The following is a 25469-nucleotide window of genomic DNA, read 5'->3' as shown; positions in this document are numbered from 1 at the left end:
TTCCAGGGGTGCCCGCCGGCCGTCGCGCTGCAAGTGACGTGAAATCTCCAGCAAGAATCTGCATCGATCGGCCCGACGGGCTCCGTGAAGCCCGGACCGACGGCCCTGTTCGGGGACCGTTCGCCACCCGGGGCGCCCGTCCCCGGGGGTGCGGGCCGGCCCGGCGGCGCGGGGCCCGGTTCGCCTCCCGACTTACCTGCTGACACAAGTGCGCAGCCACACGGGCATGTTGTGGCCATGTGTCGAGCAACTGCACGCACAGGTAACGAGGTTGTCACGCTCACGAGATCGGGCGGGAATCTTCCTGCAACGTCTTTCGCAAGGGATTGCAACCTTGTTATGTTCAACTCGCGCCCGGCGGCCGTCGATTGGGACAGACGGCACCCCGGCCCCCTCTAGGGATGATTCCGGGCCCCCACTTCAAGGAGTTCACATGCGACGTGGCATATCGATCGCCGCCGCAGTCACCGTGGTCGCGCTCACCGCCTCTGCCTGTGGCGGCTCGGACGACGAGGCGTCGTCGGGCGGATCGAAGGACCCGAAGGACATCTCCGGGACGATCACGTACTGGGACACCTCCGACGCGGCGACCGAAGCCCCGACGTACAAGGCGCTGATCGGCAAGTTCGAGGCCACGTACCCGAAGATCAAGGTCGACTACCAGAACGTGCCCTTCACCGACGTCGAGCAGAAGTTCAAGTCGGCCGCCAAGAGCGGCAAGGGCGCCCCCGACGTCGTACGCACCGACGTGGGCCTGATGGCGGAGTACGCCTCGCTCGGCTACATCGCCCCGCTCGACGGCACCCGGGCGCTGAAGGACACCGCCGACTTCCAGTCCGTGCCCCTCAACACCACCAAGTACAAGGGCAAGACGTACGGGGTCCCGTCGGTCACGGACACCCTCGGCCTGCTGTACAACAAGAAGCTGCTGAAGAAGGCCGGCATCGCCCGGCCGCCGGCCACCTGGGACGAGTTCATCGCCGACGCCAAGACCGTCAAGCGGCGGACCGGGGCCTACGGCACCTACCTGAACCCCGACTCCTACTTCCTGCTCCCGCTGCTCTACAGCAACGGCGCGGACCTGGCGGATCCGTCCGCCAAGAAGATCACCGTCAACGACGCGGCCGCCGTCAAGGCGCTCACCGTCGCGAAGAAGATCAACGACGAGGCGTCGATGAAGGTGGACTTCGCCAACGCCTACCAGAACATGCAGGCCGCCTTCAAGAACGGCAAGGTCGCCATGCTGGTGCAGGGCCCCTGGTCGGTCGGCGACGACCTGTCCGGCACGGCCTTCAAGGGCGACGAGGGCAACCTCGGCTTCGCCCCCGTCCCGGCCGGCGCCGGCGGCAGGGCGCAGGCCCCGACCGGCGGTCACAACCTCACGGTCTACCAGGGTTCCCGGAACCTGGACGCCAGCTACCTGTTCACGCGGTTCATGACGTCCACGCAGAGCCAGATCGCCATCGCCAAGGGCACCGGCACCCTGCCGACCCGCAAATCGGCGTACACCGGTGAGATCACCGCCGACCCCAAGATCGCCGGATTCCAGCCGATCGTCGAGCACACGGCCCGGGCGCGCGTGGCCCTGCCGCAGGTCGGTTCGCTCTTCACCCCGCTCGCGCAGAACTACGTGAAGATCCTCCAGGGCGACGTGTCGGTCAAGGGCGGTCTCGACGCCACCGCCGACAAGTTCAAGGACCTCCTGCCCGGCTATTCCATCGGCTGACCCGCACCGGCCCCACCGGTAACCACAGGACACGCAGCCCCGGGGACCGTTTTCCCCGCTGCCGCCCCGACCGGGGCGCCCCGGGGCTGCGGAACCACCCGACTCCGTCCGCGAAAGAGCCGATGAGTATGACGACCGCAACGGGCACCGGTAAGACCGACGAGACAGCACGCGGCCGCGCGACCCCACGCGGCGCACGACGCAGGGCCCTCAGGCGTTCGTGGGACAAGTACTGGTACGCCTGGGCGATGGTGGCCCCGGTCGCCGTCGTCATCACCCTGCTGGTGCTGTATCCGCTGGGGTACGGCTTCTACCAGTCGCTGACCGACGCCAACGAGTCGAACGTCGCCACCACCATCGGCGCCTTCCACCGCCCGGCCACCTACGACTTCGTCGGGCTCCACAACTACTGGCACATCCTGTCGGGCGCGGACGGCGACTTCTACCCGCGCCTGTGGTGGACGGTCGTGTGGACGGTGTCCTGCGTCGTGGCGCAGGTCGGCCTCGGCATGGCGCTCGCGGTACTGCTCAACCGCAAGATGCGGCTGCGCGGCTTCTACCGCGCGATGCTCATCCTGCCGTGGGCCGTCCCGTCGTTCATCGGGGTGTTCGCCTGGCGGCTCATGCTCAACTCGCAGTACGGCGTCTTCAACGAGATCATCCAGGCCGTCGGCCTGCCGGCGCAGAACTGGCTGGGCACCCCGCTGTCCCAGAAGATCGCCGTCATCATGGTCAACGTCTGGATCGGCATCCCCTTCAACATGGTCGCCCTGCTCGGCGGACTCCAGTCCATCCCCAGGGAGCTGTACGAGGCGGCCGAGATGGACGGCGCCTCACCCTGGCAGCGCTTCGTCAACGTCACGCTGCCCGGACTGCGGCCGGTGTCGAACACCGTGGTCCTGCTGGGCTGCATCTGGACGTTCAACATGTTCAACGTCATCTACCTGCTGCTGGGCAACAACACGACCGGTGACACCGACATCCTCGTCACCTTCGCCTTCCGCAAGGCGTTCAACGGGGTCTCGGACTACGCGGGAGCGGCGACCTACGGCATCATCATCCTCGCTCTCCTGCTGGCCTTCTCGACCTTCTACCGCCGCAGCACCCTGAAGTCCGAGCAGGCGTAAAGGAGCCATCGTCATGACCGCAGCAACGCAGCCGACCGCGGCCGTGCCCGGCGGCACGGCGCCCGTCCCCGCCCCGGCCCCCGCGCCCTTCCGCAGGGTCCGCGGCCGGGAGGAGCGCGGCCCCGGCGCCTCCGTCGCCCTGCACGGCACACTGCTCCTCACCACCGTGATCGCGGCCTTCCCCGTGGTGTGGATCCTGTTCATCTCCCTGGGCCCGAAGAACGCCTGGCAGCAGCCGGGCGAGGTGCTGAGCAACCTCAGCCTGCACAACTACACCGACGTGCTCGCCCATTCGGACCTGAAGCAGTGGTTCGTGAACACCGTCGTCGTGGCGGCGGGCACCACACTGCTCGGCGTCTTCCTGGCCGCGACCGCCGGCTACGCCGTGTCCCGGATGCGCTTCCCGGGCAGCCGGCAGCTGATGTGGACCTTCCTGGTCACCCAGATGTTCCCCAGCATCGTGCTGATCGTGCCGCTGTACCTGCTCATGTCCGAACTGCACCTGCTGGACAACTACCTCGGACTCATCCTGGCCTACGCGACCACCGCGGTCCCCTTCTGCGCCTGGATGATGAAGGGCTACTTCGACACCATCCCCAAGGAGATCGACGAGGCGGGCCGGGTCGACGGCCTCACCCCCCTGGGCACGTTCTGGCGGCTGATCGTGCCGCTGGCCAGGCCGGGCCTCGCGGTGACCGCGTTCTACAGCTTCCTCACCGCCTGGGGCGAGGTCGCCTACGCGACCCAGTTCATGCAGTCCGACCACTACACGCTCGCCGTCGGCATCCGCACCTTCGCCCAGGACCAGCGGCCCGACTGGGCGTGGACCTCGGCCACCGCGATCATCATCACCATCCCGGCCGCCCTCGTCTTCATCCTGGTGCAGCGCAGCCTCGTCTCCGGACTGACGGCCGGCGGCACCAAGTCCTGAACGGCGGCGCACCGGCCGGCCCCCGTGGACCCGCGTCCGGTCCCGCGAGCGCCCCCGCCCTCCCCCCCCCGCGTCCCCCGAGGAATCCCATGACCCAGCACGCCACCGACACAGTCCCCAGCGACGCCCCCGACACCTCCTACGGCCACCGCCAGTGGTGGCGCGACGCGGTCATCTACCAGGTGTACCCGCGCAGTTTCGCCGACAGCGACGGCGACGGGATCGGCGACCTGCCCGGCATCCGCGCCCGCCTGCCCTACCTGAGGAAACTCGGTGTCGACGCCGTGTGGCTCTCGCCGTTCTACGCCTCACCGCAGGCGGACGGGGGCTACGACGTCGCCGACCACCGGGCCGTGGACCCCATGTTCGGTACGCTCACCGACGCGGACGACCTGGTGCAGGAGGCCCACGCACTGGGCCTGCGGGTGATCGTCGACCTGGTGCCCAACCACTGCTCCGACCGGCACGAGTGGTTCAGGCAGGCGCTGCGCGAGGGACCGGGCTCCCCGCTCCGGGAGCGCTTCCACTTCCGCCCGGGCAAGGGTGCCGGCGGCGAACTCCCGCCCAACGACTGGGAGTCCATCTTCGGCGGCCCGGCCTGGACCCGCGTGACCGAGCCGGACGGCTCCCCGGGCGAGTGGTACCTGCACCTCTTCGCCCCCGAGCAGCCCGACTTCAACTGGGACCACCCCGCCGTCCACGACGAGTTCCGCTCCATCCTGCGGTTCTGGCTGGATCTGGGCGTGGACGGTTTCCGCGTCGACGTGGCGCACGGTCTGGTCAAGGCCGCCGGCCTGCCGGACGTCGGCCACGACGGACAGGTCAGGCTGCTCGGCACCGAGGCCGTGCCGTACTTCGACCAGGACGGTGTGCACGAGATCTACCGCAGCTGGCGGCGCATCCTCGACGAGTACCCGGGCGAGCGCATCGCCGTCGCCGAGGCCTGGACGCCCACCGTGGAGCGCAGTGCCCGCTACCTCCGTCCGGACGAGCTGCATCAGGCGTTCAACTTCGCCTTTCTCGGCACCGGTTGGCACGCGCCCGAGCTGCGTGACGTCATCGACCGCTCGCTGGACGCCATGAAAGCCGTGGCCGCGCCCGCGACCTGGGTGCTGTCCAACCACGACGTCGTACGGCATTCCACGCGCCTCGGCGGCCAGGACACGGCCCGCGGGCTGCGCCGGGCACGGTCGGCGACGCTGCTGATGCTGGCGCTGCCGGGCTCGGCCTACCTCTACCAGGGCGAGGAACTGGGCCTGCCCGAGGTGGTCGACCTGCCGGACGAGGTGCGCCAGGACCCCGCGTACTTCCGCGGTGCCGGCCAGGACGGCACCCGTGACGGCTGCCGGGTGCCCCTGCCGTGGTCCGGCGAGCTGCCGCCGTTCGGCTTCGGCCCCACCGAGGGCGGCCCGAGCTGGCTGCCGCAGCCGGCGGACTGGAAGCACCTCACCGTCGAGGCGCAGGAGGGCGACCCCACCTCCACCCTGGAGTTCTACCGCAGCGCGCTCGCCGTCCGCCGCGAACACCCCGCCCTCGGCGCGGGCCAGGACATCACCTGGCTGGACGGCCCCGACGGCGTGCTCGCCTTCCGCCGCGAGCACGAGGACGGCTCCTTCGTCTGCACGGTCAACCTCACCGCCGCCCCCGTCACGCTGCCCACCCCCGGCGCGCTGCTGCTCTCCAGCGCCGACGTCGCGCCGGCCGGCGACGTGACGGTGCTGCCCGCGGACTGCGCGGTCTGGTGGGCGGCCTGACATGCGACCGGTACAGTCCGTCCCCGTCACCATCCGGCTCGCCGACATCGCCGCGCAGGCGGGGGTGAGCGAGGCGACCGTGAGCCGTGTCCTCAACGGGAAGCCGAGCGTCGCCTCCGGCACCCGCCAGTCCGTGCTGGCCGCCCTGGACGTGCTGGGCTACGAGCGTCCGCTGCGGTTACGGCAGCGCAGCGAGGGCCTGGTCGGCCTGATCACCCCGGAGCTGGACAACCCGATCTTCCCCGCGCTCGCCCAGGTCATCGGGCAGGCGCTGACCCGGCAGGGCTACACCCCGGTGCTCGCCACGCAGACCCCGGGCGGGTCCACGGAGGACGAGCTGACCGAGATGCTGGTGGACCGGGCGGTGGCGGGCATCATCTACGTCTCCGGGCTGCACGCCGACACCACCGCCGAGATGGAGCGCTACGGGCGGCTGCGCGCCCACGGGGTCCCGTTCGTGCTCGTGGACGGCTTCTCGCCCAAGGTGCAGGCCCCGTTCATCTCGCCCGACGACCGCGCGGCGACGACCCTGGCCGTCGCCCACCTGGTGTCGCTCGGACACACCCGCATCGGCCTCGCCGTCGGCCCCCGGCGGTTCGTCCCGGTGCAGCGCAAGACCGAGGGGTTCGTCCGAGCCATGCAGGACCAGCTGCACCTGTCCGCCGAGGTCGTCGAGGCGCAGTTGATCCAGCACTCCCTCTACACCCTGGAGGGCGGGCAGGCGGCCGCGGCGGCCCTCCTGGAGCGCGGCTGCACGGCGGTGGTCTGCGCGAGCGACATGATGGCGCTCGGTGCGGTACGGGCGGCGCGGCAACGCGGTCTGGAGGTGCCGCGGGACTTCTCCGTCGTCGGCTTCGACGACTCGCCGCTCATCGCCTTCACCGACCCGCCCCTGACCACGGTCCGCAAACCGGTGCCGACGATGGGGCAGGCCGCGGTGCGCACGCTGCTGGAGGAGATCGGCGGGACCCCGGCGCCGCACAGCGAGTTCGTGTTCATGCCGGAACTGGTGGTGCGCGGCTCCACGGCGTCGTCGCCGAGGGCCTGACGGGGACGGCAGGCCGCAGCGGGCGGACCGGACACGGCGACGGCTCCCCCCTGCACCTCAGGGGGGAGCCGTCGAGGGGCGTCCCGGACGGACGCGTTCGCCGTCAGCGGGTCACGCGTGACGGTGCGAGTGCCGGTTGCCGGTGATCACCCGGTACAGGGCGAGCAGGATGAGCGAGCCGACGATCGCGGCGATCCAGGTGGACAGTTCGAAGAAACCGTCGACGGAGTCGACGCCGAAGATCACCTTGCCGAGCCAACCGCCGAGGAGACCGCCGGCCACGCCGATGAGCATGGTGATGATGATGCCGCCCGGGTCCTTGCCCGGCATGATGGCCTTGGCGATGGCACCGGCGAGCAGGCCGATGATGATCCACGCGAGTATGCCCATGGTCCGTCTCCGTCTCATCGTGTAAAAGCTGTGTTAGCTCTCGTGTGCACCGTCTGCGCCCGTACAAACGTCTCCGTTGTGTTGCGGTCCAGCGGCGCCCGGGGTGAGGGGGCGGAGCGCACGGTCCGTCGGCGTGACGGGGCGGTCGTGCGGCGGCGGGTCGGTTCAGCAGGTGGAGTTGGTCTGGGTGAGCAGGCCGAGCCGCCACGGCAGGCCGTCGTAGTCACCGCTCGCGTTGGGGTCCTTGCCCTGGTACAGGTGCTGGAGCCGGCAGGCGGGGATGGTCAGCGTCTGGTCGTGACCGGCGCGGATCATCCGTTGCTCGCCTCGAACAGCGCGTACCTGTCGACGTCGGCGCCAAGTCGACTGCCTGGAAAGCGACTTGGCTCCGTCGCGGGCGTTGACACGCCCGCCCTTGTCGCCGAACATCCGTAGGGCTCGCCGGCCGGACGGTGTTCGGAATGGCGAACGAATCATTCGCCGTGGCGGACCCGCGGGTGGCGGACGCCCGCTCCCGGGGCCGCTCCACGGCGCCCCCCTCCGGGAAAGGAACCCCAGGTGCCCAGACGCTCGGGCAGACGACTTCTGCACCTCCTGGCCGTCGTGGCGTTGACGGTCGCCGGGTCCGTCACGGCCTCGGCCGGGACCACCGCGTCGGCCGCGCCCGGCAGCCCGGCGCAGACGCCGCCGCTGGGCTGGAACAGCTGGAACAGCTTCGGGTGCGGGGTCACCGAGGCCCAGGTGCGCGGGGCCGCCGACGCGATGGTGTCCTCGGGCATGCGGGACGCCGGCTACCGCTACGTGGTCGTCGACGACTGCTGGTTCGACCCGCAGCGGGACGCGGCGGGCGCCCTGCGGGCCAGTCCGTCCCGGTTCCCGAGCGGCATGAAGGCACTCGGTGACTACCTCCACGGCAAGGGCCTGAAGTTCGGCATCTACGAGGCACCCGGCGAACGCACCTGCGCGCAGGCCGTCGGCACCTACCCGGGATCCACGGGCAGCGGCGGCCACGAGGCCCAGGACGCCGCCACGTTCGCCTCGTGGGGCGTCGACTACCTCAAGTACGACTGGTGTTCCTCCGGCGGCACCCGTGACGAGCAGGTCGCGCGGTTCACGGTCATGCGCGACGCCCTGCGCGCCACCGGCCGGCCGATCGTCTACAGCATCAACCCCAACAGCCTGCACGCCATCACCGGCGCCACCTACGACTGGGGCCAGGTCGCCGACCTGTGGCGGACGACCGAGGACCTGCTCGACATCTGGCAGAACGGCAACACCAACAGCTACCCGATGGGTGTCGGCAACGTCCTCGACGTCACCGCGCCCCTGGCGGCGCAGACGGGCCCCGGGCACTGGAACGACCCCGACATGCTGGTCGTCGGCCGCCCCGGCCTGACCACGGCCGAATCACGTACCCACTTCGCCCTGTGGGCGCTGCTGGGGGCCCCGCTCATGGCCGGCAACGACATCCGCACCATGTCCGCCGACATCAGTGCCGTCCTGCGCGCCCCGCGGCTGCTGGCGGTGGACCAGGACCCGCTGGGCGCCGGCGGACGCCGGGTACGGGACGACGGCGCCACGGAGGTCTTCGCCAAACCCCTCTCCGACGGCTCGGTCGCCGTGGGCCTGTTCAACCGGGGGGCGAGCACCGCGACGATCGCCACCACGCCCGCTCAGGTCGGACTGTCCGGCGGGTCCCTCACCCTCACGGACCTGTGGACCGGCGGCACGTCGAGCACCTCCGGGCAGATCTCCGCGAGCGTGCCCGCGCACGGAGTCGCCGTGTACCGGGTGACCGGTGGCAGCCCGCTGGCCGCCACCACCTCGCGGCTGCGGGGCAAGGCCTCCGGCCGCTGCGCGGACGTGGACGACGCCTCCACCGCCGCCGGGACCACGGTACTGATCTGGGACTGCCACACCGCCGCCAACCAGCTGTGGACCACGTGGGCCGGCGGTGAGATCCGCGTCTTCGGCGACGCGTGCCTGGACGCCTACGAGCAGGGCACCACCGACGGCACCCGCGTCGTCACCTGGCCGTGCAACGGCCAGGACAACCAGAAGTGGACGCTCGGCCCGGACGGCTCGGTCCGCAACGTGCACGCCGGGCTGTGCCTGGGCACCGACCGGTCCGGCACCGCCGACGGAACCCCGCTGGTCCTGCGGGGCTGCGACGGCCGAGAGGACCAGAAGTGGACCCGGACGTGAGGCACTTCCGCACACGTCGGCGTTGGCCGGAGCGCGGGCCGGGGGCGTGTCGGGTGCGGGTGTGACACCGCGACTCCGCCGGAGGCCCCGGCTCGTGTGGGGGAGGGGAGGCGACAGGGGCCGCGGGCGGTGCCTCGCGCGCCTGCGCGCACGCTCTGGTGACCGCCCTCGGTGGCCCATGACACTGGCAACCGTCGTTCCGGGGACCGGGACGACGGAAACCGTGGAAAGGAGACGACTCCATGCGCCATGTCACTTCGCTCGCCGTCGCCTCGGTCGCCTTCGCGGCGGCCCTCGTCACCGCCCCCGCCGCGTCCGCCACCACGTCCGCCGCCGCCTCACCCTCGGCCGCTCCCGGGGGCGGCGCCGTCGCGGCGGCCTACCGGTGCGACCCGGGGCACTTCTGCATCTACAGCGGCTGGAGCGGCGGCGGCAGCCGCTGCCAGTGGACGGCCTCGAAGGTCGCGAACACCGCCGACCAGTGTTCCTTCATCCGCAACGGCAGGAAGGTGCTGTCCGTGTGGAACGGGACCGGCCACCGCGTCCAGTACTACACGCAGACCAACTACCACGCGCGCGTGGGCTCGACGCCCGCCGGCAAGGGGGGCAACCTCCAGGGCAGCTACCAGATCCGCTCCTTCAAGAAGCAGTAGGCCGCCGGGCGCGCACGCGGCCTTGCGCCCCGGGCGGACCACCGGGTCCGCCCGGGGCGCGGGCCGCGCGTCAGCAGTAGAGGTTGGCGCCCGCGGAGGTGCCCAGGATCTGCACGAACCGCTGGTAGGCGTCCACACGGCTCTGCACCTGCGCGGGGTTCTTGCCGTCGCACTCCAGGGAGCCGTTGATGCTGCGGATGGTCTGGCCGAATCCGGCACCGTTGACCATCGCGTTGTGCGGAGTCATCGAGCCCGGTCCGGTCTGGGTGTTCCAGTACCAGAGCCCCGTCTTCCAGGCGACCGAGGCGTCGGTCTGCACCAGGTTCGGGTTGTGGAGCAGGTCGATGCCGAGCGCGTCGCCCGCGGCCTTGTAGTTGAAGTTCCAGCTGAGCTGGATGGGCCCGCGTCCGTAGTAGGCGGACTGGCCGGCCGGACAGCCGTACGGCTGGCTCCAGTCGCAGTAGTGCGGGTAGTTGGCGGTGTTCTGCTCCACCACGTAGACCAGGCCGCCGGTCTCGTGACTGACGTTGGCGAGGAAGGCCGCGGCCTCCTGCTTCTTGACGGTGTCGCTGCCGGTGTTCGCGAAGCCGGGGTAGGCGCTGAGCGCCGCCTTGAGACCGCTGTAGGTGTAGAAGGAGTTCCGGTTGGGGAACATCTGGTTGAACTGCGCCTCGCTCACGACGAAGCTGCCGGAGGGGTTGGTCGGGCCGCCGCCGTCGCAGGCGTACGGGTCCCAGTACCAGGTGCTGATGGTGGGGTCGTAACCCGGGTTGTCGTGTTCGGCGATGTACGTCTTGCCGTCGGTGTAGCGGACGATGTCGCCGGTGACGTAGGCCTTGCCGGCCGTCCAGCTCGGGTAGCTGGAGCAGGACGCGGCGGAGGCCCCGGTGGCCGGCAGAAGCGCCGGTGCGGTGGCTCCGATCACGATCGCGGCCATGAGTGCGGACAGGCGGCGCTTCGACATTGAGCAACTCCTTTGCCGGGCCAGGCTGCACCGGGGGCGAGGCAGTGCCTTGCGTACGCTGTCCCAGGGGACGGCGATGCCGTCCGGGCGCCTTGGGCGGGGGGTGTGGGAGCCATACTCAACGACTTGGTGTGTACCGGTCAAGGTATAGACCAATACTGCTGACAACGTTGGCGGAGAAAATCGATCGCGCCGGTACGGGATGCGGTGGGCCGTGGGGGGCGTGTGCGGCCGGTCACCCGGCCGGCGCGGCGCCGCGTGTGACGGATGCGCCCAAGTACCCTGCGTCGCGCGGGAATCCGGTCCGGCCGGTGGTGAGGGGCGCGGCTCCGGGGTGTGGTGCGGGGCGGCCTGCGGGTACCTTCCGCCCCGGCGGGGCCGGCGCCGTGCGGCACGTCGGCCGCGTGCGCCGACGTACCGTCAGGCGGAGCGGAACTCCCGCACCTCGGCGGTCTCGGCGGTCTCGGCGGCCTCGGTGATCGCGGGACGGCGGGCGGCGTCCACGGTGGGGTACACGGTGAACAGCGCGTCCAGGCCCAGGAGGCGCAGGGTCTGCTGGTAGTGCTCGCTGAGGGCCGCCAGGCGCAGCGTGCCCGCCCGCTCGTCGAGGAGGCGCAGCAGCAGGATGAGCATGCTGATGGCCGACGAGTCGAGGTACTCGACGCCGGAGGCGTCCAGGATCAGGGTCCGGCAGCCGCGTCTGATCAGGTCCTCGCACTGCGCACCGACCAACGACGCGTTGTCGTAGTCGATCTCCTGCGGCAGCTGAGCCACCGTGGTGTCCTCATGCTGCATCCGCACCGTGATCATGCCGACGCGCTCCCGTCTCGACCGATTCGATCTCTTTGTTCCGCTGACACACCTACCCACGACCCGGCTTTCCACCCGGGGGTCTTCGGGTACGGGGGTGTGCCCGCACGCGCGGAGCCCGCGACTTGCGCCCGTCGGCGGGCCCGGCGTACGCGGTGAACCCTAGCCGCCCGTAGGGGAGACGAGACGCCCGGGGAGCCGGTCGGGCAGCCAGCGGGCGAGGCCGCACACCCACAGGGCCAGCCAGGCGAGGCCCAGCAGCCAGCCACCGACCACGTCCGTGAACCAGTGCACTCCGAGAAAGACGCGACTCAGCCCCGTCAGCGCCCCCCAGCAGCCCGTGGCGGTGGCCAACAGGGTCCGCCCGCGTGGCTCGCGCAGGCATATCGCGAGGACGAGCAGCCCGGCGGTGAGGGTCGCCGTGGTCGCGTGCCCGGAGGGGAAGGACCAGCCCGAGGCGTGCGTTCCCCAGTCCGCCCGGGGCGGGCGGGCCCGGGCGACCACCGTCATCACGCCGTACCGCACGGCCTGTCCCGAGGCCAGGCACAGGACGGCGAGGCCGGCGGCCGCCAGCCGGAGACGCACGGTACGAGCGGCGACCACGCCGGCCAGCGCGGCGAGCGCGTACGGGACCGGGCCCGTCCCGGTGGCCGTGAGGCAGCGGGCCGGCAGCAGGACCACGCCGGGGCGGTGGGTCACGGACCAGGCGTGCAGTCCCGCGTCGGTGAACAGCGGGCCCCCGTCGCCGAGCACGCACAGGGTCAGCACACAGAGCCCCGCCAGGGCCCCGAGGGCGACGCTCACCGCCAGGTCGGCCACCTCGACCCGGCTCACGACGCCACCAGCAGCGCGCGCAGGCGGCCGGCCGTGACCTGCCCGACCAGGGCGTCCGAGGGGCGCCGCAGTACCGCCGCGGCGAGCAGCGCGACCAGTGCGCCGACGGCCGCGCCGGCCACCACGTCGTGCGGGTAGTGGACCCCGACCCAGACCCGGGACGCCGCCATCGCGCAGGCGGCGACGGCCGCGACCGCGCCGAGCCGACGGGAGACGAGGAACAGCGCCACCGCGGCGGCGAACGCGATGGCCGCGTGGTTGCTGGGGAACGACCAGTCACCCGGTGCCGGACACGCCTCCAGCGTGGCGACGCGGAGGTGCCGGCAGGGCCGGTCCTCGCGCACCGCCAGCTTCAGCGCGGCGTCCACGCCGTACGCGAGGACCACGACCACCGGGACCGCCAGCGCCCGCACCGCCGTGGCGGCGTCGACACGCCTGGCCCGCCACCAACCCACAATCATGAGCACGGCGAACAGCCCGAGGCCGTACGCCGACCAGGCCGCCACCAGGCCGTCCAGCCAGCCGGGGGAGCGGTGGGCGAGCCGCACCACGCCGGTGTAGGCGGAGCCGTCGATCGACGAGCCGCCCAGCGCGAGCGTCATCCGCGCGCCGCCTTCGCGGCCGGCAGCGGACGTGCGTCGAGCGCGCCGGAGGCGAGCTGCGACCATAGGGGGAGGGGTGTGGTCATCGTCGTGGACCCTTCGTGCTGGCGACGCGGAACCGGCGGTAGGCGGTACGGCGACGGCGATACGGCATCCGACCGGTGACTACAATCCTGTAGACGGTCTACTGAACTGTAGACGACGATGGGGTGAGGATCGTTCCCATGAGCGACACCAACGACGAGCGACGGCCGGCCGGCGAGCTGGAGGCCGCCGTCATGGCCGCACTCTGGGCCGCCGGTACCCCGCTCACACCGAGCAGCGTGCAGCGGGAACTGGCGGCCGACCTGGCCCGTACGACCGTGACGACCATCCTGTCCCGCCTGCACGAGAAGGGCGCCGTCGACCGTATGCAGCAGGGCCGCGGCTACGCCTACTACCCCGTCCACGACGCGGCGGGACTCACCGCCCGGCGCATGCACGGCGAACTCGACCGGGACACCGACCGCGAGACCGTGCTGGCCCGCTTCGTCGCCCAGCTCAGCCCGGACGACGAGCAGGTGCTGCGCCGGCTGCTGGAGGCCGACCAGACATGACCGTCCTGCTGCTGGTCCCCCTCCTGGCACCCCTGGCGGCGCCGCCCCTCGCGCGGCACGCCCTCGACCGGCTCCGTCCCGTCACCGCCCTGTGGGTGCTCACCGCCTCCTGCCTCGCACTGGCGGCCGCGTGCGTGACGGCGCTCGGCGTCGTCGTCCTCACCGCCCTGCTGAAGATCCCGGCCTTCGCCTCGCTCGGTGAACTCGTCCACCCCTTGCGGACCTTCTCCGACGGCGTCCTCGTCCCCGCCGCCGCGGCGGCGGCCGGTGGACTCACCGTCGGCGTCCTGACCCTCGGCCGCTCGGCGGTACGACAGGCCGGCGCCTTCCGCGCCGCCCGCACCGAGGCCGGCCGGCGTCCCGCCGCGGGTGACCTGTCGGTCGTCGACTCACCCCATCCGGACGCCTACGCCCTGCCGGGGCGGCCGCACCGCATCGTCGTCACCACCGCGATGCTCCGCAGCCTCGACGCGGCCGAGCGGGAAGCCCTCTTCGCCCACGAGCGCGCCCACAACGCCGGTGGCCACCACTACTTCCTGGCCGCCGCGGAACTCGCTGCCCACTGCCACCCCGCCCTGCGCGCGGCCCGCGCCACCGTCCGGTTCGCCGCGGAACGGGCCGCCGACGAGGCAGCGGCCACCGCTGTCGGCGACCGGCGCCTGACCGCCCGGGCCATCGCCCGCGCCGCTCTCGCCGGCCACGACTCCCACGCTCCGCGCCCGGTCTTCGTGCCCGGTGCGACCACCGGACCCGTCCCGCGCCGCGTCGCCGCCCTCCTCGCACCCGCCGGCTCCCGCCCGCGTGCCACCCGCTGGATCGCCCTGCTCCTGGCCGCCTGCGCGGGGCTCTCCGTCACCGCAGCGGCCGCCGGGGTGCTCACCGTCCATCACGAGGTGGAGGTCGCCCAGGGCGAGGAGAGCCCCTGACCCGGTCAGGTGCCCGCCGCACGGCTCGCCGCCGAGCGCGCGGTGTCCTCCCGGGACGCCCGGGGGACCGGTGCGCGCGTCGGGCGGTCCCCCGGTCCCGGCCGGCACTCACCGGCGGTGCGGGGCTCCGTCCTGGCGACCGGCTCCGCCGTGGCGCGTCGGCCGGTCCGCGACGCACACCCGCCCGCCCACCTCGGTCGTCCCGTCCGGCCCGGGAGCGGCCATGAGCCGTGAACCCCGGCCCTGGATGATCGTCACGGCCCGCCCCAGCCGAGCGGCGAGCAGGAGCGCCGCCGCGCCGGTGGCCTCGTCCTCGTCGATGCCGTCGCCGCGGCCGGGGAACGCCCGGGCCCGGATCCGGCCGACGGCCTCGTCCTCCCAGGCCCAGGCGTACACCTACTCTCCCGGCTCCGGCACGGCGAGCGACTCCACCTCGTGGCGACCGCCGTACCGCCGCAGGGTGCGCGGCGGGATCCACTCCGCCCGCGCGCCGATGAACGTGAGGCCGTCGGCGCGGCGCACGGGCACGTCACCCACGGGGAGTTCGAGCAGGTCCAGGCCGAGGAGCCAGGCCACGCCCACGAGGGGGTACCCGGCGAAGGGCAGTCGGGCCCCCGGCGTGTAGATGTCGACGACGCCGCGTTGCTCGTCGTCGACGAACACGGTCTCACTGAGTCCCAGCCGCCGGGCCAGCGCCTGCCGGGACCCCGGGTCGGGGAACGCGGGGCCGTCGCGTACGACACCGAGGACGTTGCCGTGGTCGCCGTGTGGGTCGCAGAAGACGCGGAGGAACGTCACGTCAGGGGTCATCCGGTCATTCAAGCAGCGGCACGGTGTCGGATGCCAGGTCCCTCTCGTGGGTGGCCGCCCAGGAAGCGAGCAGGGCCAGCGCCTCCGCGGACGGGGAGCCGGGTTCCGCGGTGTAGACGGTGAGGGTCAGGCCGGGTTCGGCGGCCATCTCCAGGCCCTCGAAGGCGAGGGTGAGGTCGCCGACGACCCGGTGGTGGAAGCGTTTGGTACCGGTGCCGTGGTGGCGGACGTCATGGGCGCCCCAGCGGGTGCGGAACTCGTCGCTGCGGGTGCACAGCTCGCCGACGAGGTCGTGCAGTTCCTTGTCATGGGGGTTGCGGCCGGCTTCGGTGCGCAGGATCGCCACCGCGACGTCGGCGAAGGTGTCCCAGTCCGGGTAGAAGCCGCGTGCGGAGGGGTCGAGGAAGTTGAACCGGGCGAGGTTCGCCTGGTTGCCCGGGGAGGCGTAGACGTCGGCGTAGAAGGCGCGGGCGAGCTGGTTGGCGGCGAGGAGGTCCATGCGGCCGTTGCGGACGAAGGCGGGTCCCGCCGTGATGGCGTCCAGGGTCCATTGCAGGCTGCGCCGGGGTGTCCACTGCTGGGCGGTGCGGCGCCTGGCGCGACGGGTGAGGGCGTCGGAGCCGTCCGCGGCACGCGCCAGGTTCAGCAGGTGGGCGCGTTCGGCGTCGTCGAGCTGGAGGGCCCGGGCGACGGCTTCCAGGACGGCCGGGGACACGCCGGCGAGGTTGCCGCGTTCGAGCTTGGCGTAGTACTCGACGCTCATGTCGGCGAGGGCCGCCACCTCGCTGCGGCGCAGGCCGGGCACGCGCCGTCGGCTGCCGGAGGGCAGTCCGGCCCGTTCCGGGGTGATCTTCGCGCGCCGCGAGGTGAGGAACTCGCGGACCTCTTCACGGTTGTCCACTCCTCGACGGTACGTCGAGCGGGCGACCGCAGGGATGTACTGCCGGTACACCCCTCGACGGTGCCTCGCTCACCGCGCCGGGCGCGGGTTACCTGGATGACGTGGCGGTCTCCGCCCGGCCGTGCGGCCCGTCGGCCGGCGGCTGCCGGTCCGCCCCCACCCCAGCCCCAGCACCAGCACGCGAAGGAGTTCCTGATGCGAGGAGCAGTGATCCACGCCCCCGGTGACGTCCGTCTCGAGACCCTGGACGACCCGAAGATCCTGAACCCCACCGACGCGATCATCCGTACCGCCGTCACCTGTGTGTGCGGCTCCGATCTGTGGCCCTACCGGGGTGCCGAGCCGATCGGGGTCCCGCACCCGATGGGGCACGAGTACGTCGGCTTCGTCGAGGAGGTCGGCTCCAGGGTGACCGCCGTCGAGCCGGGCCAGTTCGTCGTCGGCTCGTTCGCGACCTCGGACAACACCTGCCCGAACTGCCTCAACGGTTTCCAGTCGAACTGCCTGCACCGCGAGTTCATGAGCACCTGCCAGGCCGAGTACGTGCGCATCCCCGACGCCCAAGGCACCCTGGTCGCCACCGAGGGGATACCTGACGAGGAGTTCTGGCCGGGGCTGCTGGCTGTCTCCGACGTGATGGGCACGGGCTGGTGGGCCGCGGACGCCGCAGAGGTGCGGCCCGGCTCGACCGCCGTGGTGGTCGGTGACGGCGCGGTCGGCCTGTGCGGCGTGATCGCCGCGAAGGAGAGGGGCGCGGAGCGGATCATCGCCATGTCCCGCCACGCCTCGCGGCAGAGGCTCGCCCGCGAGTTCGGCGCCACCGACATCGTCACCGAGCGCGGCGAGGAGGGCGTGGCCCGGATCAGGGAACTGACCGGCGGGATCGGTGCCGACAGCGTGCTGGAGTGCGTCGGCACCGCCGAGGCCGTGCGGCAGGCGCTGCACTCGGCCCGCCCCGGCGGCAACGTCGGTTTCGTCGGCGTCCCGCACGAGGTCTCCGTCGACGGACAGGAGCTGTTCTTCTCCCACGTCGGCCTGCGCGGCGGTCCCGCCCCCGTACGCCGCTACCTGCACGACCTGATCGAGCGCGTCCTGACCCGCCGGATCGACCCCGGCAAGGTCTTCGACCTCACCCTGCCCCTGGAACAGGTCGCCGAGGGCTACCGGGCGATGGACGAGCGCCGCGCCGTCAAGGCCCTCCTCAGGCCCTGACCCACTCGCCGACCGGCCCATACCGCCGCCGCCCCGCACCCCCACCCCGTCGATCAAGGATCATCCGCATGCCCATCGCCTCCGGGACCACCCCCGGCAAGCTGCCCTTCGTCGTCCGGGTGCTCGCCGCCGGCACGTTCCTGATGGGGACCACCGAATTCGTCGTCGCCGGACTGCTCCCCGAGATCGCCTCCGGCCTCGGCGTCGGCGTTTCCCACGCCGGCCTGCTGATCACGGCCTTCGCCATCGGCATGATCATCGGTGGGCCGGTCATGGCTCTGGCCACCCTGCGCCTGCCCCGACGCCACACCCTGACCGGCGCCCTGGCCGTCTTCGCCCTCGGCCACGTCGTCGCGGCGCTGAGCGGCTCCTTCACCGTCATCCTCACCGCCCGTGTGGTCACCGCCCTGGCCACCGGCGCGTTCTGGGCCGTCGGATTCGTCATCGCCACCGCCGCCGCCGGCCCCGGTGACTCCACCCGGGCCGTCGGCGTCATGATGGGCGGCCTGACCCTGGCCAACGTCGTCGGTGTACCCATCGGCTCCTACGTCGGCCAGTACACCGGCTGGCGCGGCCCGTTCTGGGCCCTGGCCGTCCTGGCCGCCCTGGCCGCCGCGTCCGTCGGCCGCTTCGTCCCCCGGACGGACCGCCGGGGCCGGATCTCGGTACGCGCCGAGGTCGGTGCGCTGCGGCAGGGCCGGCTGTGGCTGGCGCTCGCCGCCGCGATGCTGATCATGGGCGGAGTCCTGGCCACCTACACCTACATCACGCCGCTGCTGACCGATCGCGCCGGCATCCCGGCCGGGGCCGTCCCGCTGGTCCTGATCGCCTTCGGCGCCGGTGCCCTCGGCGGCACCGCCATCGGTGGCCGGCTCGGCGACCGCCGTCCCATGGCCACGACGATCACCGCCGCCGCGGCGACCGCCCTCACGCTGCTGGCGCTGATCCCGCTGTCGGCCGGCCCGGTCACGGCCGTCGCCCTGGTCTTCCTGATGGCCCTGGCCGGATTCACGGTCAACCCCGTCGTCACCTCCCTCGCCGTCCGCTTCTCCGGCGACGCCCCCACCCTCACCTCGGCCCTGACCACCTCCGCGTACAACACCGGCATCGCCGCCGGTTCCGCACTCGCGGGACGGACCCTGGACTCCTCCCTGGGCCTCACCGGACCGGCCCTCGTCGGCGCCGTCTCCGCGGCCCTCACTCTCGTGCCGCTCGTCACCCTCGCGCTCAGAGGCACGGCCCGCCCGGCACGGACGTCCGAATCGGTCGGTCGCCCCAGCGATCATCGCGCGATGGAGGCGCCGACCGTGAACGTCCGCTGACTCCCCCCCCACGTCCGCATCGCACAGACCTGTTGAAAGAGAGAGAAGAGAGACCGGTATGAATCCCACGTACGACTTCGACGGGCAGGTCGCCTTCGTCACCGGCGCCGCCTCCGGCATGGGCCTGGCCACCGCCCGCGCCTTCGCCGCCTCCGGTGCCGCCGTCGCCCTCGCCGACATCGGCGAGAAGGCCGTCGACAGCGCGGTCCGGCAGCTCGAGGACGAGGGCCGCCAGGTCCTCGGCCTGGTGTGTGACGTCACCGACGAGGAGCAGGTGGCCGCCGCGGTCGACCGTACGGTGCGGACCTTCGGCCGCCTCGACATGGCCTACAACAACGCCGGCATCCAGATCCCGCCCACCGACGCCGCCGACGAACCCGTCGAGCAGTTCGAGCGCGTCCACGCCGTCAACCTGCGCGGCGTCTGGGCCTCCATGAAGCACGAGCTGCGCCACATGCGGACCCAGGGCAGCGGCGCCATCGTCAACTGCTCCTCCCTCGGCGGCCTGGTCGGCCTCCCCGGCCGCGCCTCCTACCACTCCACCAAGCACGGCGTGATCGGCCTGACCACCAGCGCCGCCCTCGAATACGCCCCGCGCGGCATCCGCGTCAACGCCATCTGTCCCGGCACCATCGACACCCCCATGGTCAGCGACATGATCACCAGGGGGGAACTCGACCGCGCCGAGGCCGAGGCCGGCCAGCCCATCGGCCGCCTCGGCACCGCCGACGAGATGGCCCAGGCCGTCCTGTGGCTGTGCAGCCCCGGCGCGAGCTTCGTCGTCGGCGTGGCCCTCCCCGTCGACGGCGGCTACACGGCCCGGTGACCGCACGGCACCCGACCGGCCCGGCGCCACACCGCGGACCGGGCCCGCACGACCCCTCCCCCCTGACCGCACGACACCCCAGCGGGAGCAAAGAATGACACCCCGGTGGTCCGACCCCGTCCGCCACGCCTACCTGCCGACGGAGAAGGGCCGCGACTTCTTCGGTGTCCTGGCCGCCCTCAACGCCTGGGGCGACCGGTGGCTGGCCGACGACTCCGGCGCGCCGGTGATCACACGGCACACGGCCTGCGGCCATGACACCCACGCCCAGGTGGTCTGCTCCGCCTGCGGCGAGCCGCTGCGCCCCGACGACGTCGACGTGCGCACCGGCCCCGGCTACCCGGCCCACCTGCTCAGGACCCCGCGGTGCGGGCCCGCTTCGACCGGGACGGCCGTACGGAGGTGACCGCCGAGCGGTGACGCCGAGGGCCCCCGCCGACCGCCACGGCCCGCCCCGACTCAGATCTTCAGCGTGAACCAGGTCGTCTTCCCCTCGTCGGTCGGCCGCACCCCCCAGCTCCGCGCGAGGGTGCGGACCAGCAGCAGACCCCGGCCGGACTGCTCGTCCTCGGCCGCCAGACGGGGCTGGGGCAGGTGCGGGCTGTGGTCGCTGACCTCCACCGTCAGATCGGTGGCGGTGCGGCACAGCCGGAGACCCAGCGGACCCTGGGCGTGCTGCACGGCGTTGGTGAGCGTCTCGGACAGCAGCAGGAGGGCGTCGTCGGCCGACGCCACGCACTCCCAGGAGGCCAGCGTCCGCCGCAGGAAGGCGCGGCCCTCCGGGACGGAGGACGCGGTCGCGGGCAACTCGGTGGTCACGGCGGCCAGCGGGGCGGCCGGGAGCTGGGCCAGCAGGAGCGTCACGTCGTCGTTGTGGCCCTCGGCGTCGGGCAGCAGCGTGGCCAGCACGTGGTCGGCCGCCTCCTCCAGCCCGCCGGCCCGGGGGAAGAACGTGTCGAGGACGGTGGTGAGTTCCGCCAACCGTGCCTCGATGTCGCTGTCGGGCGTCTCGATCAGTCCGTCGGTGTACAGCACGAGCGTCGCACCGGGCGTCATCTCGGTGCAGGACTGCTCGTAGAGGACGTCGCCGACACCGAGCGGCGCGTTCACCGGTGCGGACAGCGCCCGGACGCCCTCCCAGGGGCCGACCACCAGCGTCGGCAGGTGCCCGGCGGAACAGGTCGTCACGGTACCGGCGTCCGGGGCGACGATCAGGTAGCAGCAGGTGACGAGCTGGTCCGGCACGTCGAGGTCGGTGACGACCGTGTCGAGGGCCTGCATCAGCTGGCGGGGCTGCATGCCCGTCTTGGCGAGCGCGTGGGCGGCCGAGCGCAGCTGGCCCATCACGGCGGCCGCCTCCAGTCCGCGGCCCATCACGTCGCCGATGAGGACCCCGACCCGCCCGGCGCCCAGCGGTATCAGGTCGAACCAGTCACCGCCGACGCCGGCGCCCTGGGTCGCCGGCCGGTAGCGGCTGGCGGTGGCCAGGCCGGGGATGGCGGGCGGGGTCCCCATGAGACTGCGCTGCAACGTCAGCGCGATGTGCCGCTGCTGCTCCAGCAGGGCCGTGAGTTCGGCCTCCGCGCGCTTGCGGTCGCTGATGTCCCGCACGATGGCGCAGGCGCCGACGACCTTCCCGCAACTGTCCCGGGTCGGCCACAGCGTGACGTCCACGTCCAGCAGCGCCCCGCTCCTGGTGACCCGCAGCGTCTCGAAGTGCTCGACCTTCTCGCCCTTGCGCAGCCGTTTCAACAGGGCCCGGATGTCGTCCTGCATCTCGGCCGGGGCGAGCATCGAGAGGTGCCGGCCGATCGCCTGCCGGGCGGTGTAGCCGTACAACCGTGCCGCGGCGGCGTTCCAGTAGGTGATGTACCCGTCGAGGGTCATGGCGAGGATCGCGTCCTGGGACGACTCGACGAGCGCGGCGAGTTCGTTGATGCGGGCCTCGGCCGCCTTCCGGTCGCTGACGTCGCGCACGGCGGCCGACACCAGCAGTCCGTCCGCGGTCTCCATCGGGCTCAGGCTGATCTCCACGGGGAACTCGCTGCCGTCCTTGCGCAGCCCGTGCAGCTCCAGCCCGGCCCCCATCGGACGCACCTGGCGGTTGGCGGCGTAACCGTCGCGGTGGCGGGTGTGATGGGCGCGGAAGCGGTGCGGCACCAGCAACTCCACCGGCCGGCCGAGCAGTTCCTCGCGCCGGTAGCCGAACAGCGCCTCAGTCTGCGCGTTGACCAGCCTGATGGTGCCGGTGTCGTCGACGATGACCATGGCGTCCGGCGCCGCCTCCAGCAGCCCGCGGAACCGTTCCTCGGCCGCCGACGGACCACCCCGCCGTACGTCGGCGCCGCACTGGCACCGCCCGGCGGCCGAAGGTGCCGCGGAGCGCGCCGGCCCGTACACGAAAGCGTTCATACGTACCCGCCAGTTCGTTCGTGATGCTGCGGCCATCCCAGCGCATGCCGGCCGTGACGGCCGCGACTTGTCGCGTCCTGCCCGGACGGCGCCCGGAAAGCTTCGAACATTGGCGGCGATGTCCGTTCACCGCACCCCGCTGACCGGACCCGGTCATGCGGCGCGCCGTCCCCACGCCGACCGCCACCGGCGGGGCCGCCCCCCGGCAACGGACCGACGCGTCTTGGCGGTTGACTCGGTGCGGTCCGCTTGTCCTGCTGCGCTCCGTCGAGCAGGAGCCGGGCGCCCTCGGCCGCCCGCCCCGGGGTGATGGACGGACGTGCCCTGGGGATTCAGTCGGTGGCGGTCCGCCTGTCCTGCCCCACCTCGTCGAGCAGGAGCCGCGCGGCCTCGGCCGCCCCGCGCGGGGCAATGGACCGACGCCGCCCAGGGGGTCCAGTCGGTGGCGGGTCGCTTGTCCTGCTGCGCTCCGTCGAGCAGGAGCCGGGCGCCCTCGGCCGCCCGCCCCGGGGTGATGGACGGACGTGCCTTGGGGATTCAGTCGGTGGCGGTCCGCCTGTCCTGCGCCGTCGAGCAGGAGCCGCGCGGCCTCGGTCGGCTCCCCGGTGTAATGGACCGACGTGCCCAGGGGGTTCAGTCGGTGGCGGGTCGCTTGTCCTGTCGCGCTCCGTCGAGCAGGAGCCGCGCCGCCTCGGCCGCCCCGTCGGGGCGGATCGTGCCGGCCACGGCCCGTGCCCGGTCCCGGGTCCCGGGAGCCAGGGCCGGTGCGAGTGCGGCCGACAGGGACTCGGCGGTCGGCGCCGACCCCTGGTGAGCCGTGCCGATACCCAGCTCGGCCACCCGGTCGGCCCAGTACGGCTGGTCCGCGATCCGGGGGACCACCACCTGCGGCGCGCCGGCCCGGGCCGCCGTCGTCGTGGTGCCCGCGCCGCCGTGGTGCACGACGGCGGCGACCCGGCGGAACAGCGCCTGCTGGTTGACCTCGCCCACGACGAAGCAGTCGTCGGCGCCGTCGATCGGGGTCAGCCCCGCCCACCCGCGGGCGAGCACCACGCGCCGACCGTGCGCCCGGCTCGCCTCGATGGCCGACCGGGCGATGCCCTCCGGGGCGTGTGCGGCCATGCTGCCGAACCCCACGTACACCGGCGGTTCCCCCGCGTCCAGGAACGCCTCCAGCTCCCGCGGCAGCGGCCGGTCGTCGGGCAGGATCCACGCCCCCGTCTGCACGACGTCGAGTTCCGTCAGGCCCTGCGCCGGGCACAGGGCCGGGTCCGCCGCCAGCCACGGACTGCCGGTGAGGACGTGGTCGCGGACGTTGTCCACGGGCGGCAGACCGATCGCCGCCCGGTGGCTGTTCAGCGCCTCCCCGTACAGCGCGTTCACCCGCTGGGCGTCCTGCTCCCACAGCACCCGCTTGTCGGTCTCGTCCGGCGGCGACTGCGCGCCCGGCCGCGCGCCGGGACGGAAGTGCCGCGAGGGCAGCCCCAGGGTGTGGAAGCACGCCAGGACGTAGCGGATGCCCAGCTTCTCGGCCACGTCCCGGGCGCCGGCGGGCATCAGGCCGGTCGCCAGCAGCGCGTCGCACCCCTCGGCCGCCGCGGTCAGCGTCTCGAACCGCGCGGCGACCAGCCGGGGGGCGAGACGGAAGGCGTCCTGCGCCGTCGGCGGCTTCGGTCCGGAGACCACCGAACGCACCGAGGGGCCCAGCGGCACCAGCGGCACACCGGCCCGCGCCAGCAGCTCGGCGAACTCCTCGTCCGGCGGCGCGCACACCCGTGCCTCCGCCCCGAGTTCCCGCAGTGCCACCGCCAGGGCCGCCAGCGGTTCGACATCCCCGCGCGACCCCCACGTCGACAACAACACACGCATGGACAGCTCCGATTGTCGCAGGTCAAGGCTTTCGGCCGCCGATTCTGCGGGATGACCGGGGCCTTGCCGCAAGCCCCCCGGTGCGCTATAAGTTAAGAGTGGCGAGGAGAGGATTCTCCTTGCCCCTTCTGTTTTCCGCGCCCTTCCCGGTCACGGGGTCGGCGGTGTCCCACCGGCCGGTGCCCGCACCATGAACCCGTCCACCGCGTCCTCGGACTCCACCCGGAACCCGTGCCGCTCGTACAGCCGCCGGGCCGGACTGCCCCGGAGCACGTTCAGCCGCACCGGCGTGCCGTCGCGGTCGCAGCGCTCCAGCAGGCCGCGCAGCACGGCGGCGCCGATTCCCTCGCCCTGCACGCGCGGGTCCAGGTAGAAGTGCTCCAGCCAGTGGGCGTCGTCGGCCGGCCGCTGGGCCACGCTGCCCGCGAACACGCCGCCCACCTCGATCACCCAGGTGTGCGCGGGGGAGAACCCGTCCCGCAGCCGTTGCCGGACCCGCTGCCCGTCCTCCGGCCGAGCCGCTCCGGATCGGCCCGCAGGACCACCGCCCGCAACTCGTCCACGTCCTCGACGTCCGCCGCCGACGCCGGCCTCGGCCCCCAGTCCGCCATGATCGTCACACCAGTGGTTTTCCCGCCCCCGGCCCGGGTGACTCCCGTCGCTTCCGGTGCCACGGGCCGCGGGCGGGCTGGTCAGGGCCAGGGGGTGTGTGCGACGCTGCCATGAGCCAGCCTGGTCTGGTGAGAGACCCCGCGCTGTCTCCAGGCCACCGACTCCGGTGACCGGAGAACGGTACGGGTGGTCTTGCTCGGCTGTGCGTGGCCCGACGCCGCGCGCTTGACGGCCCGCCCCTGCGGCAGCCGTGAGAGGCTCGATCCCGGAACTGGGGAACGAACCATGCCCGACTTCACCGTGACAGTCACCCATTATCCCGGCGAGAGCGTCATCGCGCTCGCCGGTGAGCTGGACATGAGCACCTGCCCGCAGGTGGACGAGGCCACGACGGCCCTGCCCGCCGGCGCCACGTCGCTGCGCCTCGATCTGTCCGGCATATCGTTCATGGACTCCATGGGCCTCAACCTGCTGCTGACCCTGCGGCGCCGTATCCGGGCCGACGCCGGCCGCCTGGCCCTGGCCGGTGTCCAGGAACAGCCGGCCGGCCTGCTGCGGCTGACCGGGGCGTACGCCCTGTTCGACATCACCGAGGCCGCCGACAGCCTCGCCGGCTCGGGTCGCTGACCCACGCCGAGCAGGGCCCCGGCGACGCGTCATCGGCCCGCCTCGCCCGCGCCGGCCCGCCGCCCCGTACCGGCCCGCCGCCCGGGTGCGCGCCGCCGTAGGGCGGTCCGCGCGTCCGCGCCCGGCCGGCCGCCCGCCACCGCGGCAGGAGGACGAGCCCCCCGGCCCCTCCCGCCCCCCGGCCCCTCCCGCACCGGAGCGCGTCTCGACGCCCCGCCCGCCCCACCGGTCCCCGACAGTTGCCACCCGCGAGCCGGGGTACTGGAGAGGCGAACAAGGCGGAGAGCGGCGGACACCCGTCGGCCGCCGTAC

Annotated in this window: 22 protein-coding genes and 3 pseudogenes; 14 read left to right on the top strand and 11 right to left on the bottom strand. The window is 72.8% G+C overall.

Annotated elements, in window-relative coordinates; translation table 11 throughout:
* Window positions 1-433 precede the first annotated feature (433 nt).
* The 5 genes from ACIQVT_RS25680 to ACIQVT_RS25660 all read left to right on the top strand — a co-directional run bounded on the left by ACIQVT_RS25680 (window position 434) and on the right by ACIQVT_RS25660 (window position 6586).
* Window positions 434-1726: an extracellular solute-binding protein gene (locus ACIQVT_RS25680; protein ID WP_403758490.1), complete on the top strand. Its 1293-nt coding sequence runs from the start codon at window positions 434-436 to the stop codon at window positions 1724-1726.
* A 128-nt stretch (window positions 1727-1854) separates the two neighbouring features.
* Entirely contained in the window at window positions 1855-2853 is a 999-nt protein-coding gene (locus tag ACIQVT_RS25675) for a carbohydrate ABC transporter permease (protein WP_403758487.1), read from the top strand.
* A 13-nt stretch (window positions 2854-2866) separates the two neighbouring features.
* Window positions 2867-3784 (top strand): sugar ABC transporter permease, encoded by a 918-nt coding sequence (locus ACIQVT_RS25670; protein ID WP_403758484.1) that lies wholly within the window; start codon window positions 2867-2869, stop codon window positions 3782-3784.
* An 89-nt stretch (window positions 3785-3873) separates the two neighbouring features.
* On the top strand, window positions 3874-5538 hold the full coding sequence (locus tag ACIQVT_RS25665) for a glycoside hydrolase family 13 protein (protein WP_403758481.1): 1665 nt from the start codon (window positions 3874-3876) through the stop codon (window positions 5536-5538).
* Between the two features lies 1 nt (window position 5539).
* Window positions 5540-6586, top strand: a complete 1047-nt coding sequence (locus ACIQVT_RS25660; protein ID WP_403758478.1) for a LacI family DNA-binding transcriptional regulator — start codon at window positions 5540-5542, stop codon at window positions 6584-6586.
* A gap of 111 nt (window positions 6587-6697) precedes the next feature.
* On the opposite strand, the gene ACIQVT_RS25655 is transcribed toward ACIQVT_RS25660, so the two are convergent.
* Window positions 6698-6976 carry a GlsB/YeaQ/YmgE family stress response membrane protein gene (locus tag ACIQVT_RS25655; protein WP_403758475.1) on the bottom strand — a complete coding sequence of 93 codons (279 nt, stop codon included), beginning with the start codon at window positions 6974-6976 and terminating at the stop codon, window positions 6698-6700.
* A gap of 165 nt (window positions 6977-7141) precedes the next feature.
* A pseudogene (locus tag ACIQVT_RS25650) lies at window positions 7142-7291 on the bottom strand (hypothetical protein); the annotation flags it as partial.
* Window positions 7292-7534: 243 nt separating this feature from the next.
* Between ACIQVT_RS25650 and ACIQVT_RS25645 the strand changes: the two are divergent.
* Both ACIQVT_RS25645 and ACIQVT_RS25640 read left to right on the top strand, forming a co-directional pair.
* Entirely contained in the window at window positions 7535-9181 is a 1647-nt protein-coding gene (locus ACIQVT_RS25645; protein WP_403758472.1) for a glycoside hydrolase family 27 protein, read from the top strand.
* Between the two features lie 242 nt (window positions 9182-9423).
* The gene (locus tag ACIQVT_RS25640) at window positions 9424-9834 is read left to right on the top strand and encodes a peptidase inhibitor family I36 protein (protein ID WP_403758466.1); all 411 of its coding nucleotides are present in this window, start codon (window positions 9424-9426) and stop codon (window positions 9832-9834) included.
* A 70-nt stretch (window positions 9835-9904) separates the two neighbouring features.
* Here the strand turns inward: ACIQVT_RS25640 and ACIQVT_RS25635 are convergent, their stop codons facing one another.
* The 4 genes from ACIQVT_RS25635 to ACIQVT_RS25620 all read right to left on the bottom strand — a co-directional run bounded on the left by ACIQVT_RS25635 (window position 9905) and on the right by ACIQVT_RS25620 (window position 13044).
* Window positions 9905-10798: a glycoside hydrolase family 19 protein gene (locus ACIQVT_RS25635; protein WP_403758463.1), complete on the bottom strand. Its 894-nt coding sequence runs from the start codon at window positions 10796-10798 to the stop codon at window positions 9905-9907.
* A gap of 420 nt (window positions 10799-11218) precedes the next feature.
* On the bottom strand, window positions 11219-11608 hold the full coding sequence (locus ACIQVT_RS25630; RefSeq protein ID WP_403758461.1) for an STAS domain-containing protein: 390 nt from the start codon (window positions 11606-11608) through the stop codon (window positions 11219-11221).
* A 162-nt stretch (window positions 11609-11770) separates the two neighbouring features.
* Complete coding sequence (locus tag ACIQVT_RS25625; RefSeq protein ID WP_403758457.1) at window positions 11771-12442, bottom strand: phosphatase PAP2 family protein; 672 nt, start codon at window positions 12440-12442, stop codon at window positions 11771-11773.
* Complete coding sequence (locus ACIQVT_RS25620) at window positions 12439-13044, bottom strand: phosphatase PAP2 family protein (protein ID WP_403758454.1); 606 nt, start codon at window positions 13042-13044, stop codon at window positions 12439-12441. The genes ACIQVT_RS25625 and ACIQVT_RS25620 overlap by 4 nt, the downstream gene beginning before the upstream one ends.
* 224 nt (window positions 13045-13268) lie before the next feature.
* On the opposite strand from ACIQVT_RS25620, the gene ACIQVT_RS25615 reads away from it, so the two are divergent.
* Entirely contained in the window at window positions 13269-13640 is a 372-nt protein-coding gene (locus ACIQVT_RS25615) for a BlaI/MecI/CopY family transcriptional regulator (protein WP_403758451.1), read from the top strand.
* The gene (locus ACIQVT_RS25610) at window positions 13637-14566 is read left to right on the top strand and encodes a M48 family metalloprotease (RefSeq protein ID WP_403758448.1); all 930 of its coding nucleotides are present in this window, start codon (window positions 13637-13639) and stop codon (window positions 14564-14566) included. The genes ACIQVT_RS25615 and ACIQVT_RS25610 overlap by 4 nt, the downstream gene beginning before the upstream one ends.
* 108 nt (window positions 14567-14674) lie before the next feature.
* Here the strand turns inward: ACIQVT_RS25610 and ACIQVT_RS25605 are convergent.
* Window positions 14675-15376 (bottom strand): annotated as a pseudogene (locus ACIQVT_RS25605) (PhzF family phenazine biosynthesis protein).
* Between the two features lie 4 nt (window positions 15377-15380).
* A complete protein-coding gene (locus ACIQVT_RS25600) occupies window positions 15381-16277 on the bottom strand; it encodes a helix-turn-helix transcriptional regulator (protein WP_403758445.1) in 897 nt (298 codons plus the stop codon).
* A 195-nt stretch (window positions 16278-16472) separates the two neighbouring features.
* Between ACIQVT_RS25600 and ACIQVT_RS25595 the strand changes: the two genes are divergently transcribed.
* The 4 genes from ACIQVT_RS25595 to ACIQVT_RS25580 all read left to right on the top strand — a co-directional run bounded on the left by ACIQVT_RS25595 (window position 16473) and on the right by ACIQVT_RS25580 (window position 20043).
* Window positions 16473-17489 (top strand): zinc-dependent alcohol dehydrogenase family protein, encoded by a 1017-nt coding sequence (locus ACIQVT_RS25595; RefSeq protein WP_403758442.1) that lies wholly within the window; start codon window positions 16473-16475, stop codon window positions 17487-17489.
* Window positions 17490-17557: 68 nt separating this feature from the next.
* Window positions 17558-18811, top strand: coding sequence for an MFS transporter (locus tag ACIQVT_RS25590; RefSeq protein WP_403758439.1), 1254 nt, complete (start codon window positions 17558-17560; stop codon window positions 18809-18811).
* Window positions 18812-18869: 58 nt separating this feature from the next.
* Window positions 18870-19637: an SDR family NAD(P)-dependent oxidoreductase gene (locus tag ACIQVT_RS25585; RefSeq protein WP_403758436.1), complete on the top strand. Its 768-nt coding sequence runs from the start codon at window positions 18870-18872 to the stop codon at window positions 19635-19637.
* Between the two features lie 94 nt (window positions 19638-19731).
* Window positions 19732-20043 carry a winged helix-turn-helix transcriptional regulator gene (locus ACIQVT_RS25580; protein ID WP_403758433.1) on the top strand — a complete coding sequence of 104 codons (312 nt, stop codon included), beginning with the start codon at window positions 19732-19734 and terminating at the stop codon, window positions 20041-20043.
* 53 nt (window positions 20044-20096) lie between these two features.
* On the opposite strand, the gene ACIQVT_RS25575 is transcribed toward ACIQVT_RS25580, so the two are convergent.
* From ACIQVT_RS25575 to ACIQVT_RS25565, 3 genes and pseudogenes are all read right to left on the bottom strand, one after another.
* Complete coding sequence (locus ACIQVT_RS25575) at window positions 20097-22049, bottom strand: PAS domain S-box protein (RefSeq protein WP_403758430.1); 1953 nt, start codon at window positions 22047-22049, stop codon at window positions 20097-20099.
* 633 nt (window positions 22050-22682) lie between these two features.
* Complete coding sequence (locus tag ACIQVT_RS25570) at window positions 22683-23918, bottom strand: glycosyltransferase (RefSeq protein WP_403758427.1); 1236 nt, start codon at window positions 23916-23918, stop codon at window positions 22683-22685.
* A 150-nt stretch (window positions 23919-24068) separates the two neighbouring features.
* Window positions 24069-24529: pseudogene (locus tag ACIQVT_RS25565) on the bottom strand (GNAT family N-acetyltransferase).
* Window positions 24530-24815: 286 nt separating this feature from the next.
* Here ACIQVT_RS25565 and ACIQVT_RS25560 point away from each other — a divergent pair.
* Window positions 24816-25157: an STAS domain-containing protein gene (locus ACIQVT_RS25560; protein WP_403758424.1), complete on the top strand. Its 342-nt coding sequence runs from the start codon at window positions 24816-24818 to the stop codon at window positions 25155-25157.
* Window positions 25158-25469: the final 312 nt, after the last annotated feature.

Source organism: Streptomyces sp. NPDC100445, assembly GCF_044759735.1.
Classification (GTDB): Bacteria; Actinomycetota; Actinomycetes; order Streptomycetales; family Streptomycetaceae; genus Streptomyces.
The sequence above is the reverse complement of the archived record's forward strand: the minus strand, read 5'-3'. Positions and strand labels throughout refer to the sequence as shown.